We start from the raw sequence: 19,928 nt of genomic DNA, 5'->3' as shown, positions 1-19,928 counted from the left end.
GCACCTCGTTCAGATCATGGACTCGGGTTCTGCGCGCCTGGGTGCGCGCGGGCGGTGATCCGTGCGCCGGCCGTACGGGCCGACGTGAGGATCTGCTCGGCCAGCAGCCGAACCGGTTGAGGCGGTGTGCGTGTGGGGTCGCCGTCGTCCAGCGGGGAGCTGTTGACGTCGGGTATCCACGCGGCCATATCGTGCGGTTCGAGGGCGCGCCACTGTTCCAGCCAGCCCAGCCGCCAGGTCTGCGCGCCGAGTTCGTGCGCGAGGTTCTCGGCGTCGTGCCGGCGCTCTTCGGCGGGCATGGGCAGCGGCCGTGCGGAATCGGCGACGGTGATGATCCCGACGAGTTCACTGCCCGCCGGGGTGGCCTGCTGCTCGTGCGAGACGAGCGCGCGATGCAGGGTGTTCAGCCCGTGCATATGGGTGCGGGCCACCAGGACTACCAGCGGCGAATCCATATCCGCGCCGAAGCCGATGCGCGCGGGCCAGCGCTGCCCGGCATCACCGGCCCAGCTCATGCTGGCGGCCAGACTGCTCACGCCCGCGCCGCCGTGCACGCCGACCAGCCACAGCAGCGGCGGCCGATCGGGCCGATTCGGCACGGCGCGATGCCACATGGGCACCGGCGGCAGGCTCAGGGTGGTCATCGCAGCTCCCCGAGGAGCGTGAGGTAGGCGTCGCGGGTCTCGGCCGCGAGCCGGTGCCACGAGATTAGCCCGCCCCCGGCGAGGTGAATATCGAAGGGCACCAGCATGACCGCGCGCACCCACGAGCCGAGATGGGCGCTGACATGCTCGAGGATGGCCGCGCCGGAGTCCGGAACCTGTTCGGTCAGCACGATCACGGCATCGCCGACGACGAATTCGCTGAAGTGCTCGTCCAGCCAGCTCAGCGAGGGTTGCAGCCGATTGATCGCATCCGGCCGCGCGGCGACGGTGATCACCAGTCCCACGCGCGGATCCGACAGCAGGGGAGCGGCGAGCCGGCTGGTCACCGGTGCGCCCGCATCGAAAACGGCCAGCAGTCCGGCGGTTTCGAGATGCCGCGCGACCGATACCAGAGTTTCCCGGCGCGGCAGCGGATCCGGGCTGCGGCTCAGCACCCGCACCCCCGTGGTGGTCTGACCCGAGCACGCGCCGACGGTGGAGGGCAGTTCGGGATGCTCGGCGGAGAGCCAGTTCTGGACGGTGCTCACCGCCGGCATGGCATCACAGCCGCGCAGCCCGAGATCGCCGCCGCCGAGCGTGGCGTCCACCGCTACCGGCCAGATCTCACCCTCACCGTCCACGGCCGCCGCGGCGGCCAATCCCAGTGCGGTGGTCGACGATCCCGACGATCCGGACCCGCCCAGCACCAGCACCGACGGCAGCACGGCCCGCAGCAGGCGGCCCTGTCCGCCGTGCAGGGGGACCGGATCGGTCGGCGATCCGGTGGGGGTGCGCGGCCCTGGCTCCGGGGCGGGCGGTTCGGTCACGCGCCGGATGAGATCGTCGATATCGACCATCGCTCACCCGCCTGACGAAATGATCGAGCTGATCAGCACCCGGCCGTCGCCGCCGGTCGTGGTGGTGAAGGTCTGCTGCCAGGTGTTCTTGGTGCCGTCCGGGCGGCGCTCGTCGATATTCACATCCCAGTGATCGGCGGGCAGCCGGGAGATGGTGACGCAGTGCTGGGTTCCGGCCGGGACCGCCGAAATCGCGTCCCGGGTGGCCTGTTCCGGTGCGGCCTTGGCATCGGGGGTGAGCAGGCTGCGCACGACGGTGGCATCACGCAGCACATACCAGGCGTATTCCAGATGCATGATGACACCGGGCGCGGTGTTGAGATTGCCTGAGCTGGAACCACTCACCCGATCGGCGGATTCGACGGCCTGGCACCAGGCGCCCGGGCTGGCGGGCTGGTTCGGATTCGCGGTTGCCGGAACGAGTGTCGGCGCGGGTGCGGCCTGCGGTGCGGAATCGTTTCCGGGCGTGACCTTCACCCAGACGATCCCCGCGATCACGGCGAGCACCGCCGCCACGATGGCGGCCAGCGCCGCGCGTTCGCGTATCTCGCGCCGCCGCCGCGTCTGCGCCGCGCGTTCCCGGGCCGCGAGCACCAGCGGGGCCATCGGATCATCCGACAGCAGATCGGCTTCCGCGGACGTGACCCGCCGAATTCGGGTGGTGGCCTCGCTGTCGGGCGTGTGGTCCTCATCGAGCCACTGCGCCCAGGCGGGGGTGGGATCCGGCTCGTCCGCACGATGGCGGCCCGGATTCGTCGGCGGCAACGCGGGCATAGCGGGGCGTTGCGCCGTGAGGTCTTCCTGTTCGATCACGGCGTCACCCATGTCTTTTCCGTCAGGCACCTGGAGCTGGCGCTAGCGCCGCCAGGAAGGATTCGGGGGTTAGTGGAGGCATCTGCGCGACCGCGGAACGCAGCGAGTCGACGGTGGCGCCGACCTGCTGATTGACCTGATCGACCGCCTGATTGACCTGTTTGACTGTCTGGTCGACAACGGTGTTGACCTGCTGGACGACCGGTGCGGCAGCCTCCGCGATGGGTTGCGGGGCAACGATCGGCGCGACGGCGGGGATGATCGGTGCGGGAGCTGGGGCTGAAACCGGAGCTGCCACAGGCTGATCGATGAGAGGCGCGGGAGCGGGCGGTGCGGGCTGGTTCGCATTGCCTCCGCCCAGTGCGCCACCGACTATTGCGGCCAGCGTTCCGGTGATGCCGACCGCAGGAACGCCGACGATCGCAGCGCCTGCCAGACATCCGGTCACGCCGCCGACCAGGGCTCCCGCAGGAGCACCGATTCCAGCTGTCGGCACGCCGCCGATAAGTCCGCCTGCAACGCCTCCGACAACAGCTCCGACTGCACAACCGACTGGCACCAAAGCCACGGTTGCCAATCCGCCTGCGGCCAAGCCGATACCGGCTCCGGTAAAGCTCGACGCGGCCAATCGATCCGACTGGTCTGTCGGAAAACCCAGGCGGTCGTAAGTGGCGGCAACCTGCCACTCCGCGTAGTCGACGTAGGACTGTGCCTTGTCTCGCGTCTTTTCATCGACGAAACCAGGCAGTTGGACGGCATTGGAGCCGACCCGGAGCAAATGTGGATCTACCGGCACCACTGCGGGTGCTGGATTATTTGCTTCTTGCGGCGACGAATCTTCCGGCTGCACCGAAACATCGGGCGACGCCTCGGGCTGTACCAGCGTATTGGCCGGCGGCTGGGTCTGCTGTTTCGGACGCGGCCGGGCGGGCGGGGCAGGCGGATCCGGAATGAAATCCGCAGGGCTGGGCGCGGATGCGGCGGGAGGCTGCGGGGTGGTGCTCAACCCCGGCTGACCTTCGCCGGGCACTGCCAGCCCCGGCTGTCCGGGCGAGGCCGAAGCCACTCCCTGGCTGGCCACCAGCATTATCGGCAATACCGACAATGCGAGCGAAGTGCGTCTGGAATTCATTGCCCATTCCCCTCATCAGAACGGTCGGTAGCGGGGCCACCCACCCGAAACCCCCTGCCGACCAGCGCTTTCCGCGCTTCCGGCCGCATGAACCGCAGCTGACCCATGACGAAACCCCACCACCGTGCGATGATCATGTTGCTGGGTCGATCCTACCCGTAACCGTGCCGCTCACAACCTGATACGGGTCAGTCGGGACGAATTCTTGTATAAATCAGTCGGAACGAATTCCGCTGCTGTGCGCATGCGCACCGTAAGATCACTTCCGCCCCGCAAGAACCGTGTGCCGCACTATCTCTCGTGCGTCCGCCGGTTCTCGGAAGGAAGCTCCATGCGTCTACCTGCAGCACACTTTTCGCTATCGCTGCTCGCTCTCGTGGCAGCCCTGACACTCACCGCGTGCGGCAGCGGCCTCAGCTCGTCTCCCTCGACGACCACCATCGCGCCCCCCGATCCGGCGCGCCCGCCCGTCGATATCCATTGGGAGGCATACCAGGGCTTCCAGCTACCGATCGGCGCGCACGACGGACCCACCAGGCAGAGCCCCGCCGCCTCGGGCTACTCCCACACTCCGCAGGGCGCGGCCCTCGCTGCCATCAATCAGAACGTTCGTCTCACCCTGGCCCCCGACGGCGCGTGGCCGGACATAGCGGCCGAATCCCTCATGCCCGGCCCCGCCAAGGACTCCTGGGTCCTGGCCCGCGCCCAGATCTCGATCACCGCCCCCGCGAATCCCGCCACCACCGCCCACATCGCCGGCTACAAAATCAACACCTACACCGCCGCGCGCACCGACCTCACCGTCTACAGCACCCTCTCCGACAACAGCATCCTGGCTACCCTCCTGACCGTCGTCTGGTCCGCCGACGACTGGCGCTTCCAACTCCCCGACCTCAACTCCAAAACCAACAGAAACCAATCCCCAGCAGCCTTCCCCACCGACATGGTGAAACTGGAAGCCCCGAAGTAGCTGTCAGCCCCAGACCGGCAATGGGACCGATCGCCGCCCCCGATTCCAACCCGGGTCCGGCCCCGTCAATCTGTCTCTGCGCTGCACAGAATGTGGCGGGTGTCCGGCGGAATGGCCGCCGCACCCGAGGCCGCGACCTTCAGTTCATCGGCAGGCCGGATGCGGCGATACGCATCGTGCAGGCCCGGAGTGTGCGGGAACTGACGTTCACGCCTGTGTGGTCCTGGGCAGGTTGTAAAGGTCCTGGCGCGGGTTGTTCGGAGCCGGAACGGGCTATCGCGCAGCGTGTCTCCGCACTACGCAGCAGGTGTGGGGGTTGTGCGATTCCGACGCGGGCTGCGCGATCTCGGAGCGGGCAGGTTTGGCCCGGCTCGGGGCCTGCCGAGACAGGCTGAACGTACTGGCGATCCGTGTCGACAATCAATCTTGCCACCGGGTTCCCGACCGGATAGTGACTGGGGCCGAGCCTGTTTCAGGCTCGGCGCGGTATTCGTCCTGTTGGTGCAGCCTGTTCAGTGATTCCAGATTTCGCTGGCCAGGAAGCGATCCCACTGCTCGCCGGGGAACACGAGCACCGGCCCGCTCGGGTTCTTGGAATCACGCACCCCAACTGTGTTCGCCCCGAGGAATGCGATTTCGACGCACTCATTGGCACTGGGGGACTTGGAGGATTTGAACCACTGGGCGTCGGAGGGATCGTTGATCATGGCGCGTACTCCTTCGCGATGCTCGACACCAGATCGCGGGTGTCGTTCTCGCTCAACGCTACCCGCTTCATGGATACAACCGCTTGCCTGAACCGGGCGATCACCTCGGCATGCTCGAGGTAAAGCGCTCCCTCGGACCCTTCGACATAGACAACCGGAGGCTCAACCAAACGGCTGGCAAGGGGAGGGAATTCGAGCATGCTGAATGAGTCGACCGAGTATCCGGAGTGTGTGCCCGCGTTGAACGGCACGACCCTGATCGAGATGTTGTCCTGTGCTCCAGCCTCTTGCAGGCGCTGCAATTGCTCCCGCGTAACCGCAGGCCCTCCGATTCGATGGCGTAGCACCGCCTCCGACAGGAGTGCATCCACTCGAAAAGTATTGTCGGCCAGCCGCTCCTGCCGCCGGGCGGCCAGTTCGAGCCGACTCGACACATCGATTTCGGGCAGGTTGGGGAGTGCGGTCTCGATGAGGCTGCGGCGATATGCGGGCGTCTGGAGTATGCCGGGTATGAACACGAGCTGATGCGATGTCAGGTGGTCGGCCACTGCTTCGAGTCGCAGGTAGTGATTGAAGTACGGGGCGTACTGGCGGGAGTACGCCTGCCACCATCCTGTCGAGACTCCTTGCAGCTTGGCGACTTTGGCTTGTTGCTTGAGTTCTTCCCACAGCAAGAGCACCTCCGCTCGAACCGCAGGGGTGACGCTGTACATGTCGAGTAGCGACTTCAACTGTGGCGTAGACACTTTGGTCGGCAGACCGTCCTCGAGTCGGAGGATGGTTTGCTTCGACGTATCTATCTCCAATCCGGCAGTCAATAGGGTGGCGCCAGCTTGTTCTCGGATGGAGCGAAGAAAGCGACCGAATGCTCTACGCGGGATAGTGGATCCGACCATTTCGTTAGCCTCGCTATCTGGGGAAGCGTTTCGTGAAGCGGTCCGTGCTGGACTTCCAGCGGATTCCCTTCGATACCTTTCATCAGAAGTTCTGCGGGATCACAGTTGTATACCGAGTGTAAGTGAGAACTTGCGACCTACTGCTCGGTACTGAATTCGATTCCCGTACCGAACTTCTGATGAAAGGTGGACCGAAATGACCTGGGACATCTGGGCGCTGCTGTCGATCATCGTGTTGTGCAGCACCGTCATCGTCTGGTCCGGCTGGGGCTACTACCGCGAACTCCATCCGGCGGAAGTCGACTCCCTACGCCTGCACCTCATAGGCGGCGGTCACCTCGACGTCCCCCTCGCTCCCGATCACCCCACCGGCCGTCACCGCGCGCCCCACTTCACCCGCCTCCACCTGGAGCCGACCCCGTGACCCCCGCAGAATTGGCAGTCCTCGCCGTGCTCCGCCCCAACCTCCCGCTCACCTCCGCCCAGGTCCAGCAGGCCGCCCGTCTGACCGCCGCCCGCACTCGAAATGCGCTGTCCCAACTGGAATCCCGAGGCCTCATCATGCCCAGCCGCCCCCGCGGCCGCTACCGCATCACCCCTCGTGGCCGAGCCGCCCTGATAACAAAATCCCGCTGACCCTTGAAGCTGACGTAGCGTTAGGTTTTAGCGTGGGTGGTGCACATCGAGACGAGGAGCAGTAGATGAGCACTGACCTGCAGAGACTGTCCGATCGCACGGAGATCGTCGAGTTGCTGAGCGGCTACTTGGCGGCGGTTGACGATAAGCGGCTCGATCGCACCGTGGTGACCACGACTTTCGCGGCCGACGGCCGGATCGTCCGTCCCAATGGGGCCGCTGTTGTCGGACACGACAACATCCTCGAAAGCCAGTCCACGAGTTTCGCCCGCTTTCGGGCGACACATCACGTCACCGGCGATCATCTTGTCGAAATCGACGGTGGCACAGCAAGAATGCGCGCCAACCTGACCGCCATGCATCTCTGGTCTCCGGAGGAGTCCGATTCTCACTCCCTGGAGACCCATTTCCTCGCCGGCGGCGTATTCGATGTCCGTGCGACGCGCACCGGCAGCGGGTGGCGACTGACCGAAATGGCGCTGCACAACACCTGGCGCAGCGGCACGGGTGTGGCCGCAATGCTGGCAACCCGCTGATTCGACAGGAGTGCACAGTGGCCGAACAGGTATGGCGCGTAGGAGATCTGGCCCGCGCAACCGGCGTCACGGTCCGGGCCCTGCACCACTACGACCAGCTCGGTCTGCTGGCGCCCTCCTCGCGCACCTCCGGCGGCCATCGCAGCTACACCGAGTCCGACGTGCGCCGCCTGCACCGCATTGTCGCCTTGCGGGGCTTCGGATTTCCGCTCGAGGACATCGCGGCCCTCCTGCACGCCGACCCCGACCAGGACCCCCGCGACCTGATCCGGCAACAGCTGACGCTGGTCGAAGATCGCATCGCCCGAGCCGACGCCCTGCGACACCGCCTGCTCGAGGTGCTCGACGGCCTCGATCGAACGGTAGAGCCGTCGACCTCGGAGTTCTTACGACTGATAGAGGAGACCATCACCATGAATCAGCCACTGACCCAGGAGGAATTCGCCCGCCTGATCCGGCAGCGTGAGGAATTCGCGCGGAGTTTGAGCGCGGAAGAGTTTGCGGCACTGTTGAAACGCCGCGAGGATGCCTTCGCCGCAATGACTCCGGCGGACCGGGAGCGGTTGGGGGCCAGGCGCACTCGAATGATTCCGCCTGGCATCGACCTCGGACCCGCGGAGGGGTAAGCGGGAGGCTTTGCTCTGCCACTCCGCTGATTTCACGTGAGCAACCGGCCCAATCGTGCACTACCCGGCCTCAAATGGCGGTTTCCCACCGAATCCGCGTCGATAGTGCACGAAAAGGCCGACCGGCGATCCTCAAGGAATGAATCTCGTATTCGGGTAGCCCGGATTGCCTTCGTCGAACAGGCGGCCGTCGCCGTGCTTCAGGTGCAGATCGAAAAACGCTGCGACATAGGCACGTTGGGCGATGACCGACTGCTCGGGATCGATCCGCCCGATCTCCCGCTGCTGTGCACCCCGCTTCAGCACCTGTGCGAGCTGCGGAACCACGACCTGCAGGTCGGTGAATCCATTGTGCGCGGCGCCGTCGAAGTGCAGATCGCGTTTCCACGCCCGCTGATTTGTCCAGAACTCCATCCACGACGGATCGATATCGGTGCTCATATGGGAATGCTCGAGCGTGTCACCCGTTGCCGGGTACACGAAGTCGGAGCCCACCAGCAGTAGCGGCCGATCCAACCCGTGCTGCACGCTCTCCCCGGTCTTACCCGGCGACATCGCGCCGTCGAAGTTGATCCCGGCGCCGATACGCCGGTCGTAGTACATGCTCTCCGCGGTTGTGCATCCGCCCAGTGAGTGTCCGAACATGCCTATCGCCGAAAGATCCAGCGCTCCAACCAGACCCGTGGGCAGCGGGTGTTTCCCGGCATCAGGGTTGTCGCCCCGGTCCAAGCGCGTCAGTTCGTCCAGCACGAACCGGGTATCGGCAATGCGGGCAGCCATCGTCCGCTGCAGGAATTCCACGCTCGACTCGGCGCTGCCGGTGACGACCCGCCCACCGGGGAACTCGATTGCCGCTGAATCATGCGGATGTGACAGGGAGACAACGATATAGCCGTGACCGGCCAGATCATCGGTGAGCACCGAACCGAGCTCCCGCATCATGCCGAGGCCGTGCGAGAACAACACCACCGGCCACCGTTGTGTGCGATCCACCGCCACCGACACCACAGCAGGCCGCTTGGTTCCGCTCCAATCGACCACGCCCGCAGGCATATCCAGAAAGGCCGGATCGGGCACGCTCTGATCGAATACGCTCGCCGCCCGCGGCGACATCCAGTCGGCGAGTTCCCCGCCGCCCTGCGCGGGGTAGGTCACGGTAACCATCAGCTCCCGCTGCTCGCTCGGCTGCCACGGATCCGGCCGCGCATCCACCAGATGCAGATCCACCGTGCCCACCCGATACCGCCCAGTGAGCCCCGGCAAGGTCAGCCGCACCTGCGGACTGATCGTGATCGGCGTGGCGGCAGTCAGCAACCCGAGCCCGGCAATCAGCCCCACAGCCCCCGCGAAGACCCGCCTATCGAACACATCGGTCACTTAACCACTTGCGTCTCCAGTGGGTGGAAGGTGCAGCGTATTGCCATGACCGACGACCTCCACACGATCGGCGAACTGGCCCAGCGCACCGGCCTCCCGGTCCGCACCATCCGCTTCTGGTCCGACACCGGCGTCCTCACCCCCGCAACCCGATCCCCGGCGGGCTACCGCCTGTACGACGCAGCAGCCGCAAGCCGCCTCGACCTGATCCGCACCCTCCGCGAACTGGGCCTCGGCCTGGAGACCGTCCGTCAGATCCTGGACAACCAGCTCACCCTCTCCGACGTAGCCGCAACCCACGTCCGAGCACTGGAGGCGGAAATCCGCACCCTCCGCCTCCAGTGCGCCGTCCTCCGCACCGTCGCCGACCGCGAATCCACCACCGAGGAACTGACATTGATGCACAAACTAGCCACACTCTCGGCGCGAGAACGCCAGCAGATCATCGACGAGTTTGTCGCCCGAGCCTTCGAGGGTGTCACCGACGAAGACAGCACGGCCATAGCCGATCTCATGCGCGAAATACCACCCGAACTCCCCGACGATCCGTCCCCCGAACAGGTCGACGCCTGGATCGAGTTGGGCGACTTGGTATCCGACACATCCCTCCAGCACACCCTTCGTCGAATGGTCCTCTCCGGCGCCACCGACAACCGCATCGAATTCGGCCTGACCATCCGCCCCCTGATCCTCGAACACGCGGGTCCGGCGGTTGCCGCCGGCGTCGCTCCGGATTCTCCTGCGGCCGAGGCGATCCTGGCGCGAATAGTTCCCGCGGATCTTCCCGAACCCGACACCGTCGGCCTGGTGGCCTGGCTCGACACCGTGTCCGAACCGAAGGTAGAGCGATACTGGGAGCTGCTGACCGTGATCAACGGGTACCAGCCCGCCCCGCGCGCGGTCCCCGCCTTCGCCTGGCTGTCAGCAGCCCTGCGTGCCCACCGATAGCTCTCCTCTCCGGAATTCCACACCTATGCTGCAACGGTTTCGGTTGTTTGCAGCTGGGGAACCCGCCCGCGCGCGGGCCGTCCGGGAGTCATCCCTTCCGCCGTGTGAATATCGACCAGGAACTGGTGGCGGTGCCTACTCGGCGTTTGCCGCCACCAGTTCCTGGTCGATGTCATTTCACGTGTGCGAAGGGAGGATTCGGTCGAAGGTGGGGGAGATGTGGTGGGTTACAGCCACTTCATCAGGGTCATGCTCGAGAGCTGCGCGTTGGTGATGGTCGGCAGGTCGACCTTCTTCGGCGGACTACTGCCGTCCACCGTGATGACATAGACGGAGGTTTGGCCGGTGCCCTGGGTATCGAGGTACTTGAAGGCAATCTGAGTGCCGTCGTGATTGCTCACGGGGTTCGATATACCAGCTGTATTCGTGGTGGGCAGCAGTGGCGTCCTGTTGCTCGCGGTGAAGCAATTGGTCGCCGGATCCTTGACGACGTCGGACCGATATACCTGAGTGTCCTTGGCATCTATCACTTTGGTAGGGCCACCCAGCCAGATCAGTGTTCCGCAGTCAGCGGTGGGGAACACGATGGTCCCGTCATAGTTGAGGTAGGGACCGCCGAGGTGTCCGTGCCCCACGGCCTGCGGATTACTCGTCGACCCAGCCGGTATCTCGTAGTAGTTGTCCACCGGTGTCGCGGGCTGCCGGTAATAGAAGTTGCCCGCGCCATCGAACCCGATGGATTCGAAATCCGGCTGCGTACCCCCGAATGGCCCGAGCGCGGCCGCGGGCGTCACATTGGTGAATGTCCCACCGGCATCTATCCATCCAGCACTGTCATGCCCGTCGACCTTCTTGGTGAACGCGAATCTCTTGAGATCCGGTGACGCCGAGAGAACATTTCCGGAATCGCAGGTATTCGAGCACGCGGAGACATCGAAAGAGGCGACTTGCGAATACTTTCCGGAGCCGGGATCGATGAATCCATAGTTCATATGCCCCACGGATCCGGTGCCGACGAATATCTGCGTAAGTATCCCCGACGTCACCTGCGGCGCAGTAGCACTGGTCGCCGAGGCTGGATTGGTCGAGGTCGCAGCCGCCGCGGGCGGACTGCTCGATGAGGTAGCTGATGGCTTGGTAGTCGAGTTATTCGCCGAGCATCCGGCTGTAAACGCTAGTAACACTGTCGAAATGGCAAGAATTGCTGACAAACGTCCATGGGATTCTGCATTCATGCGGACTCTCCGGCCAAGCGGTGCAACACTGTCGCGTCATTATGCGCTCCGCAGAGAGGTTGCGGGTCCCGATCCGCCGGGCGCCACCGGGGCGCCCGCTGGGCCCACGCAACCAGGGTCTTCCAAAACGATCATCTGAACCGGGATTATTTCATATGCTCTCACCGGCAGAGCGGCAGAACACCGCATCTGCCTCGGCAAACAGATTTGAGGACAACTTCATGAAACGAACCATTCTCGTCGGCGCCGCCGCCTTCGCCCTTCTCGGTGGTGCCATGGGCACGGCTGCCGCAGAAGGGATTCCGCTCACCGCCCAGAACGTCGACATCACCCCCGGCTCGGCCGCGGACCTGGGCAATGCCATCGGCACCGGCTCGGTCGACACCGGAAGCACCGCCGCCGCCCTCGGCAGCGCCTTCGGCGGCGGCTACGCCGGCGGCGTACTCAGCAGCCTCTCCGCACACTGATCCAGGCGGGACTACAGAAGGGCCCGGCCGAAACCGGGCCTGATCTGGTCTATGTGCGGGCGCAGGGGATTGTATGAGCATCGGCGAGATCGTGTTGGTCTATTGACCCGTCGCGGCCACTCACTTAGCATCCAGCGATGCTCCTCGTCGATAAGAACGACTTCGTCCTGACCTTGACGCTCAGTCGGCCCGAATCGCGAAATGCATTGTCGCCGCAGTTGATTGAGGAGTTGCAGACTCAGATCGCCGCGGCTGACTCCGACCCAGATGTTGCCGTTGTGATCCTCACCGGTGCTGATCCGGCGTTCTGCGCAGGAGTCGATCTTCGAGTGATAGGCGCCGAAGGCGGTTGGGACAACATGGGTGGAGGGGAAGGTGGCGCCGGTGATGCCCCGGCCGGGCACCCGTGGACGCCGATCAGCAAGCCGATCATCGGCGCGGTCAACGGAGCCGCTGTGACCGGCGGCCTCGAGCTCGCATTGGCTTGCGACATCCTCATCGCCTCGGACCGGGCGCGATTCGCCGACACGCATGCCCGCGTCGGCGTCATGCCGCTGTGGGGCCTGACCGCCCGCCTGCCGGAAGCCGTCGGGTTCGGGTTCGCGCGCCGAATGAGCTTGTCGGGCAACTTCATCGATGCCCACACCGCCCTCTCGCACGGCCTGGTCACCGAGGTCGTGCCGCACGACGAACTGCTCCCCACCGCACGCCGGCTCGCCCTGGATATCGCGTCCAACAATCAGACAGCGGTCACCACGCTCCTCGGCTCCTACCGCCGGGTTCAAGACCACGTACTCGCCCCTCAGGCCCAGATCGAAGCCGCGACCGGCGCGGATTGGCTGGCCGGTGACGCCGCGCGCGACATCGCCAAGGACGCACGCGCGGTCATCGACCGGGGGCGGGCTCAGCTGCATTGAGCCAACGCCCAAGCTCTCTCCGCGAATTGAACCGGTATGAATTCGAACGTGAGGCATTGATCGCCTCGCATTGATTTCGGCCGACTCTGATTCGGATTTGCGAGCGCTGCCGAACGCCGGTGGGGTGCCGGACTATTCGAATGTCAGTGCTGGCAAAGCCATTCGGTGCCGTAGTGTCCGGCGTTGCCACCGTCGAGGTGAACCCAGTGACCGTCGCCTTCGCAAGGTGCGCCGTCTACCTGAGCCGAGTTCTGCGGGGACGTGGTCGTGGGGACGACAACCGGTGCGGTGGTCTCGGCGGGTGGGTTGTTGTCCGGGCCCGCGCCGTTGTTGGGGTTGGTGCAGATCGTGCCCTCGCACGGAACCCAGGTGCCGTCGCCGTTGGGATTCTGGATGGCGTTGGGGCCGACGTAGCTGCCGAGCGGGCAGCCCGGGTCCTGATTCTTCGCGCAGTACTCGGCGCTCAGACCATTACCGGTGGAGCCGTCGGCCCCGCGCGGTCCCGGGTTGTTGTTCGGCTGCGGGTTGTTGTTCGGCTGCGGCTGGACCGAGGTCCCCGGGGCCGGGGCTGCCGTGGCCGAGACGGCTGTGGTCGTGCCGGCCTTCACCGTCGTGCTACTGGGCGACGGAGAGGTCGACGAGTCATTCGAACACGCCGCGGCGCTCAGAATGAGGGCCAACCCCGCGAGGACGGTCAACGAACGCTTCACGGCATTCCCTTTCAGTTGGTGTCACCCGGCAGCTGCCTGCCCGATGGGGATGGGGTTGTGCGAAATTCCGCATTGTGCGGATCAGCGGCAAACCGAATCGGTGAACGCCTGTGCCACCGGAATTACCGGGCTGCTCGTACCACCGGTCAGCTCGACCACGATCGCCAGAGGGTAGCCCACAATCGAGCACAGGGGTGCGGGCGGCGCGGGCGTGGCGCTCGCGGTGCCGGTCCCGACGACGGTGTCTGTGGCGATCGCGCCACCAGTGGGGGCTACACCCAGTAATTTCCGCATGACTGTAGATCCTTTGCTGGTACCGCGACCGGCACTGGCGTGCTATCGACCGATCATTAACCAATAGGTTGCACGATGACAGGGCGAGTTCAGTTGATTTTGAACCTCGCGTGTTTTCCACGGCTCGAGAGATCGGGCCGGTGATCTTGAACGCTATTGCGTGGCTGGAAGACAGCGGCACGCGTGTATGACGGCCGCAACACCGTCCATGCGCGTCGTTGGTGCGCCGGGCGATGCTGCGCTACGGAATGCCGACCAGGTCCGAGCCCCGGCGGAATCGAGTTGGAGTCTCGCGCCCGGATAGCACCTGCCAGCGGACTCCCCAGCCGTAACCGTCCATGTCGCAACGGGTTCCGTAGTCGATCAGCCGATCGTCAACCGAGTGAGCCCAGACCTCGACCGGCAATACTGTCGCCGAATATCCGATCACGCCGCATGTCAGGCTGTTTGGAACTGCCGACGGTACTCGGAATGGCGTAGGCCGGCGGCCGAGGAAACCGGTCAGGCCAGCCCCAGTCGGCGCAGTGCGCTTTCTCGCACCGAGTAAGTCCGCGCGACAGTGCTCGCGTCGCGGGTGCAGTAGGTGTCGAATCGTGCTTCCTCGACGGTGAACGGATTCCAGTCGATACCCTGCTGGCGCAGCCATTCCCGGGCGTCGTTCTGGATCCAGCCGTCTTCTCCGATGCGGGTGAGCACGACCACCCATGGGTCGGACGTCTCGGACACTTGCAGCAGTATGCCGCAGGTGGCTTATCCGTTCACCAGAAGCGTGCTGTCCCCCACCGGCTGCGGCTCAAAGTGATTTTCTTCCTCCGACGTTCACCGTCGGTTCTCGGTCAGATGGTCCAGGTGATCGGGTAGTTGGCGTACTTCGCGGTCTCTGCGGTGAAGATCACGCCTACTGCTCTGAGGTCGTCACGCGCCCTGACCCTCATCTCCTTCAGCTCGTCCATTTGCGCCGCATGCTCTTCGGAGTCCCAAATGCTGACCTGGGAGAGCGAGCCTTCGGGGGAGACGCCCGCATACCAGTGCAGAAGGCCCGGCAGCGCCAGGATTGCCGGGATCAGGTACTCCGACGTCTTCTTGTCCGCAGCGACGACCGCGTCGTACAGGCTCGGATCGAAGGTCACTCGCCCGACGCGGACGACGGCCTTTGTTGGCAACGACTCTGTCATCGATTTCCTCTCGGCAGTGCTGGAAAAGCTTGCTTCCCAGACGATCTCACCATCAGGGCTGATGGAAAAATATCGATCTCGGGCGCGACCGATGACGTCGACGGGCTGGGTCGTGGCTGTGGGCCGCAGACCAGCCGACCCTCGTGCCGTAGCGCGGCGGCCGTATCGGTCGATGCCTCACACTATGCGGTGTGTCCGTGCACGAGTTCCAGTCGGGTTAGGTTGCTATGTGCGCGATTTCGACCGCGCCCTCCGTGTCACCTTCGCCGGTGAGAACTTGTGTTTCGACCGACGTGGTCAACCGGCGAATTTTGCGATGGCCTGCGCGGTGACCGGGGTGAAGAGATTGATCAGGTTGCCGTCGGGATCGCGAAACAGCAGCGAACGGTTGCCCCACGGCATGGTCGTCGGTTCGTTGACGAAATCGCCGACGGTAGCCCGCAACCTGTCGTAATCCGCATCGACGTCGGGGACCAGGAATTCGATGATCGCGGTGTGATTGTCGGCCGGACGCGCGCTGCCCGCCCCGAACAGCGCCACGGTGCGGGTGCTTCCGATCGCGAGTGTGCCTGCCGGTGTGCCGATTTCGGCGAAATCGGGTGTGGCCCAGGTTGCTTCGACACCGGTCACCTGCTCATAGAAGCCGACCAGTCGTTGAATGTTGTCAGTGATCAGGCGAATCGAGACGAGCTTCACTGTGTGCCCTTTCTGTCGGATGAGGCGGTGGTTCCGCCTATGTCTGCCACCGTAGAGTCAATACCGGACAGTTTCCGCCCGGTATAGATGCGAGAATTTCCCGATGACGCGACCCACCGCCCGAGTGCTGGCTCTACTCGAACTGCTGCAGACCGGCGGCACCCATACCGTCGGCGAACTCGCCGGACGGCTCGGAGTCGATGAACGCACCGTCCGGCGATACGTCGACCATCTCACCGATCTGGATATCCCCGTTCGATCGGTGCGTGGCCGCTACGGGGGGTACCGGCTCGCACCCGGGTACCGAATGCCCCCGCTGATGCTGACCGACGACGAGGCGGTGGCCGTATTACTCGGCCTGCTCACCACCGGCACCGGCTCCTCGGCAACGGCCGTCGACGCCGCCGCCAGCGCCACGGCCAAACTCCGTCGCGTCCTGCCCACCCATCTGACGGCCCGGCTGGACGCACTGATCAACACCGTCGAATTCACCGCCGACCAGAGCCCGGAAACCGCCGTCGAGACCACTGTCCTGCTCCGGCTCGCCGAGGCCACCCGCGAACGCCAACCGGTCACGATCGGATACACCGACCGCGGTGGGCGGTCCAGCGAGCGGACCGTCTACCCCTACGGGCTCGTCGCGCATTCCGGCCGGTGGTACCTGACCGGGAAGGACAGCGATAGCAACGAACTACGCCCGTTCCGGCTGGACCGCATCACAGCAGTGACCACGCTGCCCGGGACATTCACCCCACCAGCCGGATTCACCCCGGCCGCGCATCTGCTGTCCGCACTTGCCACGGCGCCCTACCGGTACGACGTATCGATCAGAGTTCAGGGCACGCTCGCCCAAGTCCGCCCGCTGCTCCCCGCGACGATCGCGACGGTGCACGAAATCGACTCCGCACCCGAGGCCCGCCCGTGGGTCCGGGTCCGAATCCGAGCCGAACAACTCGACTGGATTCCTCCCCTGCTCGCCGGCCTGAACCGCCCGTTCATCATCGAACGCCCCGATGCCCTCAATGACGCCGTACGCGCCCTGGCTCGCCGACTTACCGCAGCTGCCGACGGCCGATATCAAACCCCCGGGTAGACCCACATCACCACACAGCCAAAACCACCCACCGCAGCATAGAGCGCCCAGCGTGGGATCAAATCGGCTGGCTGCCAGCGGAACTCGCTGGCCGGTCGAACTATGGTGCGCGATACTGGGATTGAACCAGTGACCTCTTCCGTGTCAGGGAAGCGCTCTCCCGCTGAGCTAATCGCGCGTGTTCCCCCTTTGAGCGGATGACGAGATTCGAACTCGCGACCCTCACCTTGGCAAGGTGATGCGCTACCACTGCGCTACATCCGCTTGCTTGCCGGGGCTCGGGAGCCGATCGGCTTGCGGGACAGAACTTTAGGGACAAACCGCCGCAGATTGCAAATCGCCACCATAACGGGGGTGCGCCGGGTCTTCTTCCCATTTCAATGTATAGCGCACACACCCTCTTGCCGCAAGACCCCGGTGGCCCACCATAATCGCTGGTCGTAAGCCATTTCGAGAGGAGTTCCCATGCGCGTCCTGCTGTCGACGATCGGATCCCGCGGTGAGGTGCAGCCGGTGCTGGCGCTGGCGCTGCGGCTGCGATCGCTCGGTCAGGAGGTCCGGCTCTGCGCACCACCGGATTTCCGGGAGTTGATCGCGGGCTACGACCTTCCGTTCGTTCCGATCGGTCCCGAAGTCCGCCACTTCGGCCGCGGCGGGGCCAAGCCCACGCCCGCGGAATTGCGCAGCCGGATTCCGGACACGGTGGCCACCCAGTTCGAGTTCATCGCTCCCGCCGCTGACGACTGCGATATCGTATTGGGTTGCGGCGCATTGCAAATCGCGGCGCGCAGTCTTGCCGAACAACGTGGCATCCCGTACGTCTACGCCGCCTACAGCCCCAATACCCTCCCCAATCCACAGCTGGCCCCGCCGCCCATGCCGGGCCCGCCGCCCGCGACCACCGACGTCCCGACCCTCTGGGAGCAGGACGCGCAACGCTGGAACCAGATCTGGTCCGGCCCGCTCAACTCTCAGCGTGCAGCGCTGGGCCTGCCTCCGGTGGCCGACGTCCGCGGCTACATCTTCACCGAAAGCCCCTGGCTCGCCGCCGACCCGATCCTGGGTCCGTGGCCGCAACCGGCCGCGCTGCCGGTCCTGCAAACCGGCGCGTGGCTGGTCCCCGACGACCGCCCACTCGCCGCCGAACTGGACGCCTTCCTGGAAGCCGGGGCGCCGCCGATCTACTTCGGCTTCGGCAGCATGCACGTGGCCCCGGAGATCGGCCGGACCCTCATCGAGACGGCTCGCAAACTCGGTTATCGCGCAGTGGTCCAACGCGGTTGGACCGACCTGTCTCCGATCGACGATGCCTCGGACTGCCTGGCGATAGGCGAAGTCAACCAGCAGGCGCTGTTCCCCCGGGTGGTCGCCGTCGTCCATCACGGCGGCGCCGGAACCACCACGGCAATCGCGAAATCAGGTGTGCCGCAGGTGGTCATCCCGCAGCGTTACGACCAGCCCTACTGGGCGTCCCGAGCGGAGGCTCTCGGCATAGGCGTCGCCCTGCCGCTCGGTGAACCCGCTACGGATTCCCTTGTCGCAGCGCTGGATCGAGCGCTGGCCGCCGATACGGTAGCCCGAGCCGGCTCGCTCACCACCGAAATACGCACCGATGGCACAGAAGTCGCCGCCAGGCATCTCCTCGGCTGACACTCAGGAGTCGACGAATTCCCGATCACCATATTGCAGCCCGGCCGAATCCCATTGCCCGCCAAGACCGCTGACAAAATCCCGAGTCAACTCCAGATCGGCCCGATCGATCACCAGAATCAGCGCCCCGGAATCGGTGATCGATCCGCCGCCGATCCGATCCCACACCTGCGGATCAGCCTCCAGCGCATCGTGGAAACGCGTCCGATCCACCCCGGTGACGGTAATGCTGACGGCATTCGCCCGCGCATCATCGGCGGGCAGCAATTCGAAAGTCAGCACCGATTCCTGGTGGTACCGCACGCGCACATCATCGGCGATCCAGAACAGATTGCGACTGTCCGTACACGCCAGGTGGAAATCCCGGGACCGCTCATAGGTCGCCGCACCGCTCTGCTCCGACCAGAAGACGCCCTCCAGCAGATCGGACCAGATCGGCAGCGCGAGCTCGGTCACCGCGGTCGCATCCACCCCGATCTCGAACGATCCCAGCTGATCATTCAACCGCGGATCATTCGGATCGGTAATCGTGTCCGTGTTATCGGTCGCGAACAGTTCGGCGGTGGGCTGCAACGGATTTCCCGCCACACACGACGCCGGTCCGTACGCCTGTGCCGGACCGGCGGGGCCGGCGACCGCGCCGACTCCGGAAATAGCCAGGACAAAAGCCACGACGGCGATAATGCGTGCGGTGGTCATGCGGCGCTGCCTTTCGCTCGGGGCGACTCGCACCGCGGCTCGAACCCACCGCAATGCGGGACCTGAGCTGCATCGTAAGTCAGCTGCGCAGGTGCTGGACAGCAACTTTCAGATCGGCCAGGGCGGCCCGGTAGAACCGGGGGCCGTACGACACGCGTGCCACACCCACCTCCCGCAGCGTCGCCAGATCCAGAAACTCCCCGGTATTGCCATTGACCGGGCCGGGCAGCTCGCTCACCAGCGTGGCGATATCGCGCTTGTCCCGCACACCGATCGGATAGACGCAGTCGACCCCGGCATCCAGATAGCGCCGGCCGCGCCGGACGGCCTCCGCGAGCCGTTCCGCCTCGGGTATCCCGGCGACCGGCAGGAAGGCATCCACGCGCGCATTGATGACAATCGGGACTCCGGCATCATCGGCGGCGGAACGGACGCCGGCGAGCCACTGAGCGTGCGTCTCGGCGTCAACCAGACCGCCCGCCCGATGGTCGGTGTCCTCGAGATTGCAGCCGACCGCGCCGATATCGAGCAGTCGATCCACCAGTTCGCGCGGCCGCATACCGTAGCCCGCCTCGGCATCCACCGTCACCGGGACCGAAACCGCCCGTGCGATACGACCGGCCGCGGCGAACATCTCCTGCCACGGCGCACCCTCACCATCGGGGTAGCCGAGCATCGCTGAGATCGCAGCGCTGGCAGTGGCGACGACGGGAAACCCCGCCTCGGCCACGATCGCCGCGCTGGCCGCGTCCCAGGCATTGGGGAGGACGAGCATCGCACCGCGATGGAGATCCCGCAGCAACTCGGCACGCACCTTCAGCACTGTCACATCTGTACTCATCGATATCCT

Annotated in this window: 24 protein-coding genes, 2 tRNA genes and 1 pseudogene; 10 read left to right on the top strand and 17 right to left on the bottom strand. The window is 65.2% G+C overall.

What is annotated here, in order from left to right; genetic code table 11:
- Positions 1–14 precede the first annotated feature (14 nt).
- From ABZX86_RS06845 to ABZX86_RS06830, 4 genes are read right to left on the bottom strand one after another with little or no spacing between them, the layout of a single operon-like run.
- Positions 15–644, bottom strand: a complete 630-nt coding sequence (locus tag ABZX86_RS06845; RefSeq protein ID WP_355120796.1) for a hypothetical protein — start codon at positions 642–644, stop codon at positions 15–17.
- Positions 641–1,501: a hypothetical protein gene (locus ABZX86_RS06840; protein WP_355120794.1), complete on the bottom strand. Its 861-nt coding sequence runs from the start codon at positions 1,499–1,501 to the stop codon at positions 641–643. Before ABZX86_RS06840 ends, ABZX86_RS06845 begins: the two co-directional genes overlap by 4 nt.
- 3 nt (positions 1,502–1,504) lie before the next feature.
- On the bottom strand, positions 1,505–2,326 hold the full coding sequence (locus ABZX86_RS06835) for a hypothetical protein (protein ID WP_355120792.1): 822 nt from the start codon (positions 2,324–2,326) through the stop codon (positions 1,505–1,507).
- A gap of 10 nt (positions 2,327–2,336) precedes the next feature.
- The gene (locus ABZX86_RS06830; RefSeq protein WP_355120790.1) at positions 2,337–3,446 is read right to left on the bottom strand and encodes a hypothetical protein; all 1,110 of its coding nucleotides are present in this window, start codon (positions 3,444–3,446) and stop codon (positions 2,337–2,339) included.
- Positions 3,447–3,777: 331 nt separating this feature from the next.
- Between ABZX86_RS06830 and ABZX86_RS06825 the strand changes: the two genes are divergently transcribed.
- Positions 3,778–4,416 (top strand): hypothetical protein, encoded by a 639-nt coding sequence (locus ABZX86_RS06825; RefSeq protein WP_355120788.1) that lies wholly within the window; start codon positions 3,778–3,780, stop codon positions 4,414–4,416.
- A gap of 512 nt (positions 4,417–4,928) precedes the next feature.
- Here the strand turns inward: ABZX86_RS06825 and ABZX86_RS06820 are convergent.
- A complete protein-coding gene (locus tag ABZX86_RS06820) occupies positions 4,929–5,123 on the bottom strand; it encodes a DUF397 domain-containing protein (protein WP_355120786.1) in 195 nt (64 codons plus the stop codon).
- Positions 5,120–6,019 carry a helix-turn-helix transcriptional regulator gene (locus ABZX86_RS06815; RefSeq protein ID WP_355120784.1) on the bottom strand — a complete coding sequence of 300 codons (900 nt, stop codon included), beginning with the start codon at positions 6,017–6,019 and terminating at the stop codon, positions 5,120–5,122. Before ABZX86_RS06815 ends, ABZX86_RS06820 begins: the two co-directional genes overlap by 4 nt.
- A gap of 196 nt (positions 6,020–6,215) precedes the next feature.
- On the opposite strand from ABZX86_RS06815, the gene ABZX86_RS06810 reads away from it, so the two are divergent.
- The 4 genes from ABZX86_RS06810 to ABZX86_RS06795 all read left to right on the top strand — a co-directional run bounded on the left by ABZX86_RS06810 (position 6,216) and on the right by ABZX86_RS06795 (position 7,817).
- Positions 6,216–6,443, top strand: coding sequence for a hypothetical protein (locus ABZX86_RS06810; RefSeq protein WP_355120782.1), 228 nt, complete (start codon positions 6,216–6,218; stop codon positions 6,441–6,443).
- Positions 6,440–6,655 (top strand): hypothetical protein, encoded by a 216-nt coding sequence (locus tag ABZX86_RS06805; RefSeq protein ID WP_355120780.1) that lies wholly within the window; start codon positions 6,440–6,442, stop codon positions 6,653–6,655. The genes ABZX86_RS06810 and ABZX86_RS06805 overlap by 4 nt, the downstream gene beginning before the upstream one ends.
- A 65-nt stretch (positions 6,656–6,720) precedes the next feature.
- Positions 6,721–7,191 carry a nuclear transport factor 2 family protein gene (locus tag ABZX86_RS06800; RefSeq protein ID WP_355120778.1) on the top strand — a complete coding sequence of 157 codons (471 nt, stop codon included), beginning with the start codon at positions 6,721–6,723 and terminating at the stop codon, positions 7,189–7,191.
- Between the two features lie 17 nt (positions 7,192–7,208).
- Positions 7,209–7,817 (top strand): MerR family transcriptional regulator, encoded by a 609-nt coding sequence (locus ABZX86_RS06795; protein WP_355120776.1) that lies wholly within the window; start codon positions 7,209–7,211, stop codon positions 7,815–7,817.
- Positions 7,818–7,949: 132 nt separating this feature from the next.
- On the opposite strand, the gene ABZX86_RS06790 is transcribed toward ABZX86_RS06795, so the two are convergent.
- Positions 7,950–9,194, bottom strand: coding sequence for a hypothetical protein (locus ABZX86_RS06790; protein ID WP_355120774.1), 1,245 nt, complete (start codon positions 9,192–9,194; stop codon positions 7,950–7,952).
- A gap of 45 nt (positions 9,195–9,239) precedes the next feature.
- On the opposite strand from ABZX86_RS06790, the gene ABZX86_RS06785 reads away from it, so the two are divergent.
- Positions 9,240–10,142, top strand: a complete 903-nt coding sequence (locus ABZX86_RS06785; protein ID WP_355120772.1) for a MerR family transcriptional regulator — start codon at positions 9,240–9,242, stop codon at positions 10,140–10,142.
- A gap of 227 nt (positions 10,143–10,369) precedes the next feature.
- On the opposite strand, the gene ABZX86_RS06780 is transcribed toward ABZX86_RS06785, so the two are convergent.
- Positions 10,370–11,377: a hypothetical protein gene (locus tag ABZX86_RS06780; RefSeq protein WP_355120770.1), complete on the bottom strand. Its 1,008-nt coding sequence runs from the start codon at positions 11,375–11,377 to the stop codon at positions 10,370–10,372.
- A 221-nt stretch (positions 11,378–11,598) separates the two neighbouring features.
- Here ABZX86_RS06780 and ABZX86_RS06775 point away from each other — a divergent pair, with 221 nt between their 5' ends.
- Both ABZX86_RS06775 and ABZX86_RS06770 read left to right on the top strand, forming a co-directional pair.
- The gene (locus ABZX86_RS06775; protein WP_355120768.1) at positions 11,599–11,844 is read left to right on the top strand and encodes a hypothetical protein; all 246 of its coding nucleotides are present in this window, start codon (positions 11,599–11,601) and stop codon (positions 11,842–11,844) included.
- Between the two features lie 137 nt (positions 11,845–11,981).
- Positions 11,982–12,761, top strand: coding sequence for an enoyl-CoA hydratase (locus ABZX86_RS06770; protein ID WP_355120766.1), 780 nt, complete (start codon positions 11,982–11,984; stop codon positions 12,759–12,761).
- A gap of 308 nt (positions 12,762–13,069) precedes the next feature.
- Here the strand turns inward: ABZX86_RS06770 and ABZX86_RS06765 are convergent.
- The 5 genes and pseudogenes from ABZX86_RS06765 to ABZX86_RS06745 form a co-directional block, all read right to left on the bottom strand.
- A pseudogene (locus ABZX86_RS06765) lies at positions 13,070–13,264 on the bottom strand (hypothetical protein); the annotation flags it as partial.
- Between the two features lie 288 nt (positions 13,265–13,552).
- Positions 13,553–13,765: a hypothetical protein gene (locus ABZX86_RS06760; protein ID WP_355120764.1), complete on the bottom strand. Its 213-nt coding sequence runs from the start codon at positions 13,763–13,765 to the stop codon at positions 13,553–13,555.
- A 501-nt stretch (positions 13,766–14,266) separates the two neighbouring features.
- Positions 14,267–14,491 (bottom strand): hypothetical protein, encoded by a 225-nt coding sequence (locus ABZX86_RS06755; protein WP_355120763.1) that lies wholly within the window; start codon positions 14,489–14,491, stop codon positions 14,267–14,269.
- Positions 14,492–14,601: 110 nt separating this feature from the next.
- Positions 14,602–14,940 carry a hypothetical protein gene (locus tag ABZX86_RS06750; RefSeq protein ID WP_355120761.1) on the bottom strand — a complete coding sequence of 113 codons (339 nt, stop codon included), beginning with the start codon at positions 14,938–14,940 and terminating at the stop codon, positions 14,602–14,604.
- A 297-nt stretch (positions 14,941–15,237) separates the two neighbouring features.
- Positions 15,238–15,636: a VOC family protein gene (locus ABZX86_RS06745; protein WP_355120759.1), complete on the bottom strand. Its 399-nt coding sequence runs from the start codon at positions 15,634–15,636 to the stop codon at positions 15,238–15,240.
- Between the two features lie 103 nt (positions 15,637–15,739).
- Between ABZX86_RS06745 and ABZX86_RS06740 the strand changes: the two genes are divergently transcribed.
- The gene (locus tag ABZX86_RS06740; RefSeq protein WP_355120757.1) at positions 15,740–16,729 is read left to right on the top strand and encodes a YafY family protein; all 990 of its coding nucleotides are present in this window, start codon (positions 15,740–15,742) and stop codon (positions 16,727–16,729) included.
- 103 nt (positions 16,730–16,832) lie between these two features.
- Here ABZX86_RS06740 and ABZX86_RS06735 read toward each other — a convergent pair.
- A tRNA-Val gene (locus tag ABZX86_RS06735) sits at positions 16,833–16,907 on the bottom strand.
- Between the two features lie 14 nt (positions 16,908–16,921).
- A tRNA-Gly gene (locus tag ABZX86_RS06730) sits at positions 16,922–16,993 on the bottom strand.
- 201 nt (positions 16,994–17,194) lie between these two features.
- Between ABZX86_RS06730 and ABZX86_RS06725 the strand changes: the two genes are divergently transcribed.
- The gene (locus ABZX86_RS06725; protein WP_355120755.1) at positions 17,195–18,379 is read left to right on the top strand and encodes a glycosyltransferase; all 1,185 of its coding nucleotides are present in this window, start codon (positions 17,195–17,197) and stop codon (positions 18,377–18,379) included.
- Between the two features lie 3 nt (positions 18,380–18,382).
- Here ABZX86_RS06725 and ABZX86_RS06720 read toward each other — a convergent pair whose 3' ends face one another.
- Positions 18,383–19,078 carry a hypothetical protein gene (locus ABZX86_RS06720; RefSeq protein ID WP_355120753.1) on the bottom strand — a complete coding sequence of 232 codons (696 nt, stop codon included), beginning with the start codon at positions 19,076–19,078 and terminating at the stop codon, positions 18,383–18,385.
- Positions 19,079–19,157: 79 nt separating this feature from the next.
- Positions 19,158–19,919 (bottom strand): isocitrate lyase/phosphoenolpyruvate mutase family protein, encoded by a 762-nt coding sequence (locus tag ABZX86_RS06715; protein WP_355120751.1) that lies wholly within the window; start codon positions 19,917–19,919, stop codon positions 19,158–19,160.
- Positions 19,920–19,928: the final 9 nt, after the last annotated feature.

This window comes from Nocardia sp. NPDC006630, assembly GCF_040611495.1.
GTDB lineage: Bacteria > Actinomycetota > Actinomycetes > Mycobacteriales > Mycobacteriaceae > Nocardia.
Note: the sequence above shows the minus strand (reverse complement) of the source record. Positions and strands in the feature narration are given on the sequence as shown.